15 protein-coding genes are annotated in these 12,302 nt (G+C 43.8%); 9 read left to right on the top strand and 6 right to left on the bottom strand.

What is annotated here, in order from left to right; genetic code table 11:
• Nucleotides 1–30 precede the first annotated feature (30 nt).
• Nucleotides 31–1,200: a multidrug efflux MFS transporter Bmr gene (bmr, locus tag NYE20_RS13205; protein ID WP_003230328.1), complete on the bottom strand. Its 1,170-nt coding sequence runs from the start codon at nt 1,198–1,200 to the stop codon at nt 31–33.
• Between the two features lie 100 nt (nt 1,201–1,300).
• Nucleotides 1,301–2,194, bottom strand: a complete 894-nt coding sequence (locus NYE20_RS13200; protein WP_064671045.1) for a diacylglycerol kinase family lipid kinase — start codon at nt 2,192–2,194, stop codon at nt 1,301–1,303.
• 160 nt (nt 2,195–2,354) lie between these two features.
• Here NYE20_RS13200 and brxB point away from each other — a divergent pair, with 160 nt between their 5' ends.
• From brxB to NYE20_RS13170, 6 genes are all read left to right on the top strand, one after another.
• Nucleotides 2,355–2,792 carry a bacilliredoxin BrxB gene (brxB, locus tag NYE20_RS13195; protein WP_003226477.1) on the top strand — a complete coding sequence of 146 codons (438 nt, stop codon included), beginning with the start codon at nt 2,355–2,357 and terminating at the stop codon, nt 2,790–2,792.
• A gap of 268 nt (nt 2,793–3,060) precedes the next feature.
• Nucleotides 3,061–3,828: an arginine ABC transporter substrate-binding protein ArtP gene (gene artP / locus NYE20_RS13190; RefSeq protein ID WP_003230337.1), complete on the top strand. Its 768-nt coding sequence runs from the start codon at nt 3,061–3,063 to the stop codon at nt 3,826–3,828.
• 79 nt (nt 3,829–3,907) lie between these two features.
• Nucleotides 3,908–4,567 carry an arginine ABC transporter permease ArtQ gene (artQ, locus tag NYE20_RS13185; RefSeq protein ID WP_003230340.1) on the top strand — a complete coding sequence of 220 codons (660 nt, stop codon included), beginning with the start codon at nt 3,908–3,910 and terminating at the stop codon, nt 4,565–4,567.
• Nucleotides 4,560–5,282 carry an arginine ABC transporter ATP-binding protein ArtR gene (gene artR, locus NYE20_RS13180; protein ID WP_014480208.1) on the top strand — a complete coding sequence of 241 codons (723 nt, stop codon included), beginning with the start codon at nt 4,560–4,562 and terminating at the stop codon, nt 5,280–5,282. The genes artQ and artR overlap by 8 nt, the downstream gene beginning before the upstream one ends.
• 70 nt (nt 5,283–5,352) lie before the next feature.
• Nucleotides 5,353–6,321: an aromatic acid exporter family protein gene (locus tag NYE20_RS13175; protein ID WP_014480207.1), complete on the top strand. Its 969-nt coding sequence runs from the start codon at nt 5,353–5,355 to the stop codon at nt 6,319–6,321.
• Between the two features lie 51 nt (nt 6,322–6,372).
• Nucleotides 6,373–6,903, top strand: a complete 531-nt coding sequence (locus NYE20_RS13170; RefSeq protein WP_032726102.1) for a L,D-transpeptidase — start codon at nt 6,373–6,375, stop codon at nt 6,901–6,903.
• Between the two features lie 19 nt (nt 6,904–6,922).
• On the opposite strand, the gene prli42 is transcribed toward NYE20_RS13170, so the two are convergent.
• Nucleotides 6,923–7,015, bottom strand: coding sequence for a stressosome-associated protein Prli42 (gene prli42 / locus NYE20_RS13165; protein ID WP_003226489.1), 93 nt, complete (start codon nt 7,013–7,015; stop codon nt 6,923–6,925).
• 89 nt (nt 7,016–7,104) lie between these two features.
• Between prli42 and mce the strand changes: the two genes are divergently transcribed.
• The 3 genes from mce to NYE20_RS13150 are packed head-to-tail and all read left to right on the top strand — an operon-like array spanning nt 7,105 to nt 10,176.
• Nucleotides 7,105–7,527, top strand: a complete 423-nt coding sequence (gene mce / locus NYE20_RS13160; protein ID WP_161621801.1) for a methylmalonyl-CoA epimerase — start codon at nt 7,105–7,107, stop codon at nt 7,525–7,527.
• Nucleotides 7,520–9,043, top strand: a complete 1,524-nt coding sequence (locus NYE20_RS13155) for an acyl-CoA carboxylase subunit beta (protein WP_161621802.1) — start codon at nt 7,520–7,522, stop codon at nt 9,041–9,043. Before mce ends, NYE20_RS13155 begins: the two co-directional genes overlap by 8 nt.
• Before the next feature lie 17 nt (nt 9,044–9,060).
• The gene (locus NYE20_RS13150) at nt 9,061–10,176 is read left to right on the top strand and encodes a tripeptidase T (protein ID WP_003230352.1); all 1,116 of its coding nucleotides are present in this window, start codon (nt 9,061–9,063) and stop codon (nt 10,174–10,176) included.
• Nucleotides 10,177–10,216: 40 nt separating this feature from the next.
• Here the strand turns inward: NYE20_RS13150 and NYE20_RS13145 are convergent, their stop codons facing one another.
• From NYE20_RS13145 to mifM, 3 genes are all read right to left on the bottom strand, one after another.
• Nucleotides 10,217–10,945, bottom strand: a complete 729-nt coding sequence (locus NYE20_RS13145; RefSeq protein WP_038829761.1) for a DUF2071 domain-containing protein — start codon at nt 10,943–10,945, stop codon at nt 10,217–10,219.
• A gap of 180 nt (nt 10,946–11,125) precedes the next feature.
• Nucleotides 11,126–11,953, bottom strand: coding sequence for a membrane protein insertase YidC (locus NYE20_RS13140; protein ID WP_021479981.1), 828 nt, complete (start codon nt 11,951–11,953; stop codon nt 11,126–11,128).
• Between the two features lie 30 nt (nt 11,954–11,983).
• Nucleotides 11,984–12,271, bottom strand: a complete 288-nt coding sequence (gene mifM / locus NYE20_RS13135) for a membrane protein insertion/folding monitor MifM (protein ID WP_010886563.1) — start codon at nt 12,269–12,271, stop codon at nt 11,984–11,986.
• Between the last annotated feature and the right edge of the window lie 31 nt (nt 12,272–12,302).

Genomic DNA, 12,302 nt, shown 5'->3' with positions numbered 1-12,302 from the left:
CTTTGCAGTACACAAAGAATGCGCTTCTTATCACGTGCTGGCTTTAAGATGTGCAGGCGCTTTCCAAGCAATGGTCAGTGCAATCCCTATGGCTAAGGTGACCGTTGCAAAGTAGAAAGGATAGTTTACATCAATATCGAACAGCATTCCGCCGATAATAGGCCCGAATACATTGCCGATACTTGTAAACATTGAATTCATACCGCCGGCAAACCCCTGTTCATTTCCCGCAATCTTTGACAGGTAAGTCGTTACCGCAGGCCGCATGAGATCAAATCCGACAAATACGGTGACCGTAACCAGCAGAATCGCAACATATGAATGGACTGTTGTCAGCAAGAATACCAGACTCGTAGAGAGAATTAAGCTGTACCGAATTAAATGGATTTCGCCAAACCATCTTGTGAAGCGGTCGAATAAGACGACTTGCGTAATGGCGCCAACAATCGCTCCTCCTGTAATCATAATGGCAATGTCGCTGGCCGTAAAACCGAATTTATGATCCACGAATAATGCAAATAAAGATTCAAATGATGCTAAACCAAAAGATGAAATTAAGATAATGAGAAAAGCTATGAAATACATGGGGGCAAAAATCCGTTTAAAGCCTGTCTTCTGCCCTTTTATTTCCTGATTTTCAGGGTTTCGTTCCGGCTCGCGCAGCGTGAGGATTGATAAAATGGCTGCTAACAGTGCAAAAGCTGCCGCAAAGAAAAAAGGCAGCCGGGAATGGACTTCTGCTAAAAATCCCCCGATGCCAGGGCCGATAATAAATCCTGTTGAAATAGCGGCTGACATATAACCGAGCGCTTTTGGCCTCGTTTTAATGGTCGTGATATCTGCAATAAAAGCCGTGACCCCGGGCATAATGAAGGCTGCGCTGATACCGCCCAGCATACGGGAGATAAATAACATCTCAACTGTTTTTCCAATGCCGAATAAAAACTCCGACACACTAAAGAACAACAGGCCGATCACGATCATGATCTTGCGCCCGAAGCGATCAACCCATCGTCCGGCTATTGGTGAGACAATGAGCTGTGTAATAGCGAAGCAGGCAACCATATAGCCGACCGCGGTCCCCGATAAATGCAATTCATTCATAATGGTCGGCGTTACTGGAATCACAAGCCCGATCCCCAAAAAAGCAATAAATAAATTGGTTAATAATATCGTTAAGGTAATATTTTTCTTCTCCATATGACTTCCCCTTTTTCAAGTGTGTATCCCTTATACTGTAAGACCTCCTCCTAGGGGAGAGTCAACGGATTTGCAAAATCTTTCTAAAGCCTTATGACAGTTATTCATTTGCGGGAACAAGCATGTCGATATGCTGCGGCAGGACCTGAATGACTGCGGGTGTATGTGTATAAACTTCTCCATCCATATCCGCCTTTTTGGCAGTGTCTGTTTCAATTTCGATACGGGAGGCCTGGACATAGGACAGCTCTCCGGTAAAACGATCAATTGAGCCCTGTTCCATGCTCATCAGCTCCCGCAACGCGGTGAGGTTGGTGTTGCGGCATATGAGAACATCAAGTAAGCCGTCTTCAATACTGGCATCGGGCAGAGGAATTCGATTCGTTCCAATGTATTGGCCATTCATCACAAGCAGCATAACGGCTTCTTCTTTAATTTCTTTTCCGTCAATTTTTAATGTCATCGGAAACGATGCAGCGGATGAGACGGTTCGCAACGCACTTGTAAAATAGCTGATTTTTCCCAATAATGCTTTTTCCGTTTCATTAATTTGATTCGACGTTTCTGCAATTAAGCCGATCCCCCAGAAATTTAAAAAATAACGGTCATTCATCTGACATACGTCTACGCTGGTTTTATTTCCTGCCATAAGTGCTTCCGCGGCCTTTGCAAGATTTTGAGGGATGCCAAGCACTCTTGAAAAGTCATTGCACGTGCCGCCGGGCAAAATTCCGACCGCGGGTTTTCTTTCTAGAGCGCTGATAGCATTTATGCATTGATGGATCGTGCCGTCGCCGCCGAGAATGAAGACGGTGTCGACAGAATCATCAATGGATCGGCAAAAATGATACGCATCATCCTTTTTCTTTGTCTGTTTAATAATCACCTCATCTAAATGGTGAGATAAAACCGGCACGACAGCACCAAGTGCTTTTTCTATATTTTTGTTGCCGGCATTTCCGTTATGAATCAGTAACGCTTTCCGGTGGCTCATATACAACTGCTCCTTTATTTTACTTCTGGTTATATAATCCCCTTTTTCTGTAAGCAGTAAACGAAGAGCAAAAAAAGTGCACGGCGAAGCAAAGTCATTTGCCGATATGGACGTTTCCTTGCTATCATAAGAACAGATGATGAAAAAGGAGAGGTCTTCATTGAATATGGACTTTAATTTATTTATGAATGATATTGTCCGCCAAGCGAGACAGGAAATTACAGCTGCTGGATACACTGAGCTGAAAACAGCTGAAGAGGTGGATGAGGCACTTACGAAAAAAGGAACGACGCTTGTCATGGTAAACTCTGTTTGCGGATGCGCCGGAGGAATTGCAAGACCGGCAGCCTACCATTCCGTTCACTATGATAAAAGACCTGATCAGCTCGTCACCGTTTTTGCCGGACAGGATAAAGAAGCGACAGCGCGTGCGCGTGACTATTTTGAAGGTTATCCGCCATCTTCTCCGTCCTTTGCGATTTTGAAAGACGGAAAGATCATGAAAATGGTAGAGCGTCATGAAATTGAAGGCCATGAGCCGATGGCCGTAGTGGCAAAGCTGCAGGAAGCCTTTGAAGAATATTGTGAAGAAGTATAAGACGAACAACCCGGATGCTCAAAGCGGCCCGGGTTTTTTCGTGCATAAATTTCCAAGGGTATATGAATAAATATTAAGGGATTATTCAATCGGATTGTACAGTGATTTTATTTTTATCTAGTAATATCAAAAAGAGATCACTGGAAAGATAAGCTTGAAGATAATTTTTAAAAATAGTATTGCATAAAAATAAGAAACTGTTTAAAATACAAATTAACGAATAAATATTCAAATACACCAAAAGTAATGAATATGGGGGAAATGGATCATGAAAAAATGGCTCTTATTACTTGTAGCTGCCTGCATTACCTTTGCATTATCTGCTTGCGGCTCAAGCAATTCAGGTTCAGAAGGCGGCAAGAAAAAATTAATTATGGGTACTTCGGCGGATTACAAACCGTTTGAATATAAAGAAGGCGATAATATTGTCGGCTTTGATGTAGAGCTGGCAAAAGCTCTGGCGAAGAAGGCAGGCTATGAAATTGAAGTGCAGGATATGGACTTCAACAGCTTAATTACAGCGCTTAAATCAAAACAGGTGGATCTCGTTCTGTCAGGAATGACACCAACGCCTGAGCGTAAAAAACAAGTTGATTTTTCAGATGTGTATTACACAGCGAACCATATGATTGTCAGCAAAAAAGACAGCGGCATTCAATCTTTGAAAGACCTGAAAGGAAAAACAGTTGGCGTTCAGCTTGGCTCTATTCAGGAAGAGAAGGGGAAAGAGCTTTCTCCGGAATATGGTTTTAAAACAGAAGACCGCAACAGAATTTCTGATTTGGTGCAGGAAATCAAATCTGACCGCTTCGATGCCGCGATTATTGAAGACATTGTTGCAGAAGGGTATTTCAAATCAAATGATGACCTGCAAGGCTTTGTGATTCCTGATGCGAAAGCGGAAGAAGCCGGTTCAGCAATTGCTTTCAGAAAGGACAGTGAACTGACAGACAAATTCAATAAAGCGCTCAAGGAAATGGAAGATAACGGAGAGCTTGAGAAATTGAAGAAAAAATGGTTCACTGGCGAGAAGTAAAAAAAGCGGCTCAACTTTTTCGTTGAGCCTTTTTATTGAATAGGAAACTTTTTTCCTGTAAGAAAAGGAGACAAAGGCTATGAATTTGGATTTTTCAGCAACGATCCCCCAAATTCCTTTTATATTAGAAGGCTTGGCAATTACATTAAAAATTGTTGTTGTATCTGCTATTATCGGACTTATACTCGGTATTGTGCTAAGCTTATGCAAGATCAGCACATTCCGCCCGTTTATCTGGATCGCTGATTTTTATACATCAGTGTTCCGAGGCACGCCTTTAGTGCTGCAGCTTATGATTGTCTATTTTGGCCTTCCTCAGCTGCTCGGATTTCAAATTGACCAGTTTTGGGCTGCGGTTGTCGCATTGTCTTTGAATTCCGCCGCTTATGTATCGGAAATTATCAGAGCCGGAATCAATGCCATTGATAAAGGGCAAAAAGAAGCTGCTGTTGCACTCGGTGTCCCGTATGGAAAAATGATGAAGGATCTGCTGCTGCCGCAGGCCTTCAAAAATATATCACCTGCAATTGTGAATGAATTAATTACGTTAACAAAAGAATCGGCGATCGTTACCGTCATCGGGCTTGGTGATGTCATGAGACGCGCATATCAAGCTGGCGCCGCCACTTACAATTACCTTGAGCCGCTCATTATCGCGGGATTGATTTATTATGTGCTTGTCCTGATTTTAACGTTTATCGGCAAGGCTGTAGAAAGGAAGCTGAAATCCAATGATTAAGGTTGAAAAGCTGTCAAAATCATTTGGGAAACACGAAGTATTAAAAAACATTTCAACAACAATCGCTGAGGGTGAGGTTGTTGCCGTGATCGGTCCTTCAGGCTCAGGCAAATCAACGTTCTTACGCTGTTTAAACCTGTTGGAAAAGCCTAACGGCGGAACCATTACAATAAAAGACACAGAGATTACGAAGCCAAAAACCAACACATTAAAGGTCCGGGAAAACATCGGGATGGTTTTTCAGCATTTTCATCTCTTTCCGCACAAAACGGTTCTCGAAAACATTATGTACGCGCCTGTCAATGTAAAAAAAGAATCAAAACAGGCTGCAAAGGAGAAAGCTGAGGACCTGCTCCGCAAAGTCGGTTTGTTTGAAAAGCGAAATGACTATCCAAACCGTTTGTCTGGCGGACAAAAACAGCGTGTCGCGATTGCCAGGGCTCTTGCGATGAATCCGGACATCATGCTGTTTGACGAGCCGACCTCCGCCCTTGATCCGGAGATGGTCAAAGAAGTGCTACAGGTGATGAAAGAGCTGGTCGAAACCGGCATGACCATGGTGATTGTCACACATGAAATGGGCTTCGCAAAAGAAGTGGCAGACCGCGTGCTGTTTATGGACCAAGGAATGATTGTCGAGGACGGCAATCCGAAGGAATTTTTTATGTCGCCAAAATCCAAAAGAGCGCAGGACTTTTTAGAGAAAATATTATAGAATATAAAAAAGAAGAAGGCTGGCCGCCTCTTCTTTTTTATTGAAGAAACAAATAGAAATGGAGTCCGACATGTTTAAAATTGGTTATCGCACAATAAAGACCGCGCTTGGAACAGCTTTGGCTATTTATATAAGCCAGTTATTGCATTTGCAAAACTTCGCATCAGCAGGAATCATCACCATTTTGTGCATACAAATCACACAAAAACGGTCGCTTCAGGCCTCATGGGCCCGCTTTGCGGCATGCTGTCTGGCAATTGTTTTTTCTTATCTCTTTTTCGAGCTTATTGGCTACCACCCGTTTGTGATCGGAGCGCTTCTTTTGATATTCATTCCGATAACGGTTCTGTTAAAAATTAACGAGGGTATCGTCACCAGTTCCGTTATTATCCTTCATTTATACATGTCCGGCGGCATTACGCTTGCTTTCATCTGGAATGAAGTTCAGCTGATTACGGTTGGCATCGGCGTCGCTCTATTGATGAACTTGTATATGCCTAGTCTTGACCGGAAACTGATTGCCTACCGCAAAAAGATAGAGGATAACTTTGCTGTCATTTTTGCAGAAATCGAACGGTATTTGTTAACTGGTGAGCAAGATTGGTCAGGAAAAGAAATTCCGGAAACGCACCAGCTCATTACGGAGGCTAAAAACCTGGCATATCGAGATGTGCAAAACCACATTTTGCGTTATGAAAATCTGCATTATCATTATTTTAAAATGAGAGAAAAGCAATTTGAAATTATCGAACGCCTTCTCCCTAAAGTGACATCGATCTCCATTACGGTAGATCAGGGAAAAATGATCGCTGAATTTATTCATGATTTGCGGGAGGCGATACACCCTGGGAATACAGCGTATAAATTTCTGAAAAGACTTGCTGACATGAGAAAAGAATTTGAGGAGATGCCGCTTCCGGCGACTAGAGAGGAATTTGAAGCGAGGGCCGCTCTCTTCCATCTTCTCGGCGAAATGGAACAATATTTAGTGATTAAAAGTTATTTTAAAGGAATAAAAGCGCAAAAATCACTCGGATGATTCGCATGAGCTCTTCCTTCATTGGTCAACCTAATGAAAAAGGAGGAGCTTATGCGTTTTTTCTTATGTTCGATTTTTATGATGATTTCACCGATTTGGCCGCTCGGCGAAAATCCGCTGCCGGGTGATCCGTATATTATTGTCAACAAGCGAACAAATGAACTTGCTGTTATCCTCGACAACAGAGTAGAAGGTGTGTATAGTGTGGCGACTGGAAAAACAGATGATTTGACGCCTGAAGGAGAGTTTTCGGTAACGGTAAAAGCGGAAAATCCTTACTACAGAAAGAAAAATATTGAAGGGGGATCTCCTGACAACCCGCTTGGGGCCAGATGGATCGGATTTGACGCGAAAGGAACGGACGGGCGGATTTATGGAATTCATGGGACAAACCGAGAGGAATCAGTAGGGAAATTTGTGTCTAACGGCTGTATACGTATGCATAACGATGAGGTCGTTCATTTGTTTCAAACGATACCAGTAGGAACGAGAGTGCTGATCACGGACGACAACCGCTCTTTTGAGGAGATTGCCATCGAGCATAAAGCTCTGATAAAAAAGCAGGATATTCCCATTGAATAAGGCGCCTGCTTTTTTATCGTTATAAAAACATGACGATTCCTGAGAGTACAGTTGAAAGAATAAAAACTCCCAAAATCACGATCAAAACGCTTTTCATCAGTTTTTGAGACATGATTTTCACTCCTTAAGCAATCTGTCTATATTTTAGCGTGTTTTGAATGGGTGGACAAGCGATATCTATTAGCGAAAGCAGGGATGCAAATGAACAGGCTTGACCATATCGGGATAGCCGTTTTTTCGATAAAAGATGCAAGAAGCTTTTATGAAAATGTATTGGGGCTTGCATTTCTTCATCAAGAAACGGTTGAAGAGCAAAAGGTGAATGTTGCTTTTTTTCAAGCTGGTAGCGTCAAACTTGAGCTGATAGAGCCGTTGACAGCTGACAGCCCCGTCCATTTATTTTTGGAGAAGAAAGGACAGGGACTGCATCATATTGCGTTTTTGTGCAACTGCCTATCTGAACAGCTTCAAGCATTGTCTGACCAGCATGTTCAATTGATTGACAGGTATCCAAGACAGGGGGCAAATGGGAAAAAGATCGCGTTTATTTCCCCTCGGGAAACAAACGGTGTTCTTATAGAGCTTTGTGAACCGAAAGGAGACCAACACAATGAGCATGAATGAGCACATGGATCATTTATACACGAAACGCAAGCAGGCAGAAGAAGGCGGAGGACGGGAAAAGCTGGCTCAGCAGCGGCAAAAGGGCAAGCTCACTGCTCGGGAAAGGATCATATTTCTTCTAGATCAGGACAGCTTTATCGAATTACACCCCTTCATGGAAAGTCAAGTGTTAACAAGAGAACAGCGCATGTTAGGGGATGGGGTCGTGACAGGGTACGGCACAATTGACGGCCGCTCAGTTTATGTATTTGCGCAAGACTTCACAGTGTACGGAGGGGCGCTTGGCGAAACCCATGCCAGGAAAATCTGCGCTTTGATGGATCTGGCAGCAAAAAATAAGGCGCCGATTATCGGGCTGAATGACTCAGGTGGTGCGAGAATTCAAGAGGGTGTGGTATCATTAGATGGATACGGTCACATATTTTACCGAAACGTCTTATATTCCGGAGTCATTCCGCAAATATCGGTTATTTTAGGGCCGTGCGCTGGAGGCGCTGTATATTCTCCGGCACTCACAGATTTTATATTTATGGCTGAACAGACCGGCCGGATGTTTATTACCGGCCCGAAGGTGATTGAAAAAGTGACAGGAGAACAGGTTGATGCGGAGAGCTTAGGCGGAGCAGGGATACATAATGCCGTCAGCGGAAACGCCCACTTTTCCGGACATACGGAGAAGGAGGTTCTGACAGGGGTGAGAAAACTGCTGTCTTATTTGCCGCTGAATGGCCGGACAACAGAGCCGAAGCCAGAGAAAGAGGCGTCCAGACCATTATTAAACCATCTTGTCCCTGCTGATACGACAAAGCCTTATGATGTTCGGAAGGTGATCAGGGAGCTGGCTGACCCGCAGTCTTTTTTTGAGATTCAGCCATTTTTTGCGAAGAACATTGTCATTGGGTTTGCAAGGCTGGGTGAAAAAGCAATCGGCATCGTGGCGAGCCAGCCGAAGCATCTGGCGGGAAGCCTGACGATTGACGCTGCTGATAAAGCAGCAAGGTTCATCCGTTTTTGTGACGCATTTGATATCCCGCTATTGACTGTCGAAGATGTCCCGGGGTTTCTGCCGGGTATTCAGCAAGAGCACAATGGAATCATCAGACATGGAGCAAAATTATTGTTTGCTTATGCTGAAGCGACTGTCCCAAAAGTCACACTCATCATTAGAAAAGCGTACGGCGGCGCCTATGTGGCCATGAACAGCAAAGCGATCGGAGCGGACCTTGTGTTTGCATGGCCGAATGCTGAAATCGCAGTGATGGGTCCAGAAGGTGCCGCATCGATTTTGTATGAAAAGGAAATCAAAGCTTCAGCTGACCCGCAAAAGACGAAACGCGAAAAAACAGCTGAATACAAAAAGCAAAACGCCGGCCCATACAAAGCGGCCGCTTGTGGAATGGTCGATGACATCATTTTGCCGGAAGAATCAAGGGGAAAACTGATTCAAGCTTTTCATATGCTTGCACATAAGACAGAAGAGAGACCGAAAAAAAAGCACGGTAACATACCGCTTTAATATGGAGGGACTTACAAATGGTGAATGAAAAACGCCTGCTGGAAGAATTTTTAGAGCTTGTCCAAATTGACTCAGAAACAAAGCACGAAGCTGAAATCTGCAAAGTGCTGAAACGAAAATTTTCTGATTTAGGTGTGGACGTTAAAGAAGACGATACAATGGATATCACGGGCCACGGAGCCGGTAACCTGATTTGCACGCTAAAAGGGACAAAACAAACAGATACGATCTATTTTACATCTCATATGGACACAGTTGTACCCGGAAACGGCGTAAAACCAGTTGTAGAGAACGGTTACGTCAAAACTGACGGCACGACGATTTTAGGCGCTGATGATAAAGCGGGATTGGCTGCAATGTTTGAGGCGATTAAGGTGCTGAAAGAAGAAAACATTGAACACGGCACGATTGAATTCATCATCACAGTAGGGGAAGAATCGGGTCTGATCGGAGCGAAGGCTCTTGACCGTTCTATGATCACTGCATCCTACGGCTATGCCCTTGATTCAGACGGAAAAGTTGGAAATATCATTGTGGCCGCGCCGACACAGGCGAAGGTAAGAGCGGCAATTTTCGGGAAAACCGCTCACGCCGGGGTTGAACCTGAAAAAGGCATTTCAGCGATTACAATCGCTAGCAAAGCCATTTCAAAAATGCCATTGGGCCGTATCGATGAAGAAACAACAGCTAATATCGGCCGGTTTGAAGGCGGCACACAAACAAACATTGTGTGCGACGAAGTTCATATTCTTGCTGAAGCGCGCTCTTTAGTTCCTGAGAAAATGGAAGCTCAGGTTCAAAAAATGAAAGCTGCTTTTGAAGAGGCAGCTGCTGATATGGGCGGACGCGCAGAAGTCGAAATTGAGGTTATGTATCCGGGCTTTAAATATCAAGACGGCGACCAAGTTGTTGAAATCGCGAAAAAAGCGGCTGCTAAAATCGGACGTCCAAGCGAGCTGCAAACGAGCGGCGGCGGAAGCGACGCGAACGTAATCGCTGGTCATGGCATCCCGACGGTCAATCTTGCTGTCGGTTATGAGCAAATTCATACAAAAAATGAAAAAATGCCGATCGAAGAGCTCGTTAAAACGGCAGAAATGGTTGTTGCCATTATTGAAGAGGCGGCAAAATAAAAAAAGAAAACCCGAGTGCGATTTCCCGCATCGGGTTTTTTTAGCTCCATTTCCTAAGCGGCCAAAATAACACATCCTGTTTTTTAGCGTAATGAAGCAAGGGGTCTGACTCCGGCAATGTAATGCCGTGAGCATCAGTCACCGTATTGACTGAAATTTCTGCTTCGGCGTTTTGCAGCAGCCATGGATGATGATGGATGTCTTCGTAATAGAGTTTGCTTTGATTGGTAGTATAGAGTCTATACCGTTCTGTCAGCCAGTAATCGAGCGAATCCTTTTCTGCTGTAAAAGGCGCTGAAATGGGCCGATATGCGGCGTGGAATGCTGCTTCTTTGTCATCTTTCCGCTTGCTGACATAGTCAATGGCATCACCGTTTTTTTCGGCTTTCATATCCGCGTAAAAATAAGGCAGATGAAAGAATGTGCGAGCGCCAAGGACCGCCAGACGATGATCGGCATCTAAGCTAAAAAAATAAATGCCGGGCTTACCTTTATACGTGACATAGGTGCGGAGGTTAAGCTCAGGAAATGCACGCGCACCGGGAATGGCAGGAAGATAACGCGCCCTCAGGTTCGTGAGCATAAAGGGAAGCATGCTGATCCAAGCTTGCCCGTTATATGTATCTAATTCTAAAACGGACGGTACCAAAGCGCGAAGGATAGAAACATCAACAGGCCAGTGAGCAAATAAGACATCATTCCAGGTTTGTCTCATGATCCAGATTCCTTCAGGTACAGAAATGTTTTTTTGCTGAAAGTGTTCCGTCAACGTATATGCTCCTTTCGTTTGGAGATGAGTAAAGGTATTCCCTATTTCCTTCTTTTTAAACGTTACGGCTATTTTTTGGATGGCCATTTCTGCTTCAGCCATGATAAACAAGACTGTTTGGCGCGGTATGCTTTGCAAGTAACAAAAAACAACCCCGGCTTTTTGCGCGGGGTTGTTTTTTTATTTCACCGACTCAGTAAGAGCGGCTGTTTTTTTACTTTTATGATGCGTCATCTGAAGGACGATGTTTTGCACTGTCAAAAACAGTCCGCTTGTAAACCAGTACAGCGGAAGGGCTGCCGGAACATTAAGCGAGAAAATCGTCATCATCACAGGGAAGATGAACACCATCAATTTTGCGGATTGCTGTGCCGCTGGGTTTTGCGGGACAGCGGAATATTTCGCGCTCAGTTTTTGAGCGATATAGGCCTGGATAAAGTACATTGCTCCCGCACTAAGAGACACGAGAATATCTGATTGTCCTAAACTGAACCATAAAAACGAGTGTGACGCAATTTCAGGTGTAGAGCGAATCGCGTAATAAAACCCAATCACAATAGGAAACTGAATCAGCATTGGGAGGCATCCCATAGCAAGCGGATTGATGTTGTTCTCTTGATACAGCTTCATCATTTCCATTTGCAGTTCTTTTTGTTTTTCAGGGTCCTTCGTTTTTTTCAATTTGGCCTGAATGCTGTCAACCTGAGGTTTAATAACGGCCATTTTCTCTTGGAACACGCGCTGTTTTTTGAACTGATTAACAAACAAAGGCAGTACAACCATACGCACAATAATGGTTACGAGGATAATAGAGAGTCCGTATTCTCCGTGAAACAGCCCGGCAACACCCTTAAGCAGAGCGGAAAACGGTTCGATTAAATAATCGTGGAAAAACCCTACGTTGCTGAGGCCTCCCACCTGATTAGTCGCTGCAAATGCAGCATTGCCCGAGCATAATACGATCAAAAAGATACCCATAGCCAAAAGTTTTTGATATGTTTTTAACAATTTTGTTCTCCTCCTTTTTATAAATGCGGTTTATAAAAGAAGAGAACCGGCGTCTTCCTCATCGTTCACAGGCGAATTCATGCGGAAGACTTTACGTATCCAAGTTGTAATGCGATGATATATAATAATAAGAAAGTCTGTTCGGTTAATGTGAAAGACCGTCTGATGTTCATCTGTTCGTTTTGATTTCCATTGCTCGCCCGCACGGCACTCCCGTAAGAGGAATGCAATCCCGATTGCCGTTAGAGCAGGAAGAATAATTGTGAAAAAATCGACTAAGAATAAAACGTCATTTATCGATTCCACAAACATTGTCATCACATCCATTCAATAGCTTCATTTTACTATA

Source organism: Bacillus sp. FSL R5-0416 (assembly GCF_037975425.1).
GTDB classification, from domain to species: domain Bacteria; phylum Bacillota; class Bacilli; order Bacillales; family Bacillaceae; genus Bacillus; species Bacillus subtilis.
Note: the sequence above shows the minus strand (reverse complement) of the source record. Positions and strands in the feature narration are given on the sequence as shown.

What these genes read in the sequence shown, in the direction of transcription:
- bmr (WP_003230328.1), bottom strand. Translation starts at nt 1,200, where the DNA reads ATGGAGAAGAAAAATATTACCTTAACGATATTATTAACCAATTTATTT.
- NYE20_RS13200 (WP_064671045.1), bottom strand. Translation starts at nt 2,194, where the DNA reads ATGAGCCACCGGAAAGCGTTACTGATTCATAACGGAAATGCCGGCAAC.
- artP (WP_003230337.1), top strand. Translation starts at nt 3,061, where the DNA reads ATGAAAAAATGGCTCTTATTACTTGTAGCTGCCTGCATTACCTTTGCA.
- artQ (WP_003230340.1), top strand. Translation starts at nt 3,908, where the DNA reads ATGAATTTGGATTTTTCAGCAACGATCCCCCAAATTCCTTTTATATTA.
- artR (WP_014480208.1), top strand. Translation starts at nt 4,560, where the DNA reads ATGATTAAGGTTGAAAAGCTGTCAAAATCATTTGGGAAACACGAAGTA.
- NYE20_RS13175 (WP_014480207.1), top strand. Translation starts at nt 5,353, where the DNA reads ATGTTTAAAATTGGTTATCGCACAATAAAGACCGCGCTTGGAACAGCT.
- NYE20_RS13170 (WP_032726102.1), top strand. Translation starts at nt 6,373, where the DNA reads ATGCGTTTTTTCTTATGTTCGATTTTTATGATGATTTCACCGATTTGG.
- prli42 (WP_003226489.1), bottom strand. Translation starts at nt 7,015, where the DNA reads ATGTCTCAAAAACTGATGAAAAGCGTTTTGATCGTGATTTTGGGAGTT.
- mce (WP_161621801.1), top strand. Translation starts at nt 7,105, where the DNA reads ATGAACAGGCTTGACCATATCGGGATAGCCGTTTTTTCGATAAAAGAT.
- NYE20_RS13155 (WP_161621802.1), top strand. Translation starts at nt 7,520, where the DNA reads ATGAATGAGCACATGGATCATTTATACACGAAACGCAAGCAGGCAGAA.
- NYE20_RS13150 (WP_003230352.1), top strand. Translation starts at nt 9,061, where the DNA reads ATGGTGAATGAAAAACGCCTGCTGGAAGAATTTTTAGAGCTTGTCCAA.
- mifM (WP_010886563.1), bottom strand. Translation starts at nt 12,271, where the DNA reads ATGACAATGTTTGTGGAATCGATAAATGACGTTTTATTCTTAGTCGAT.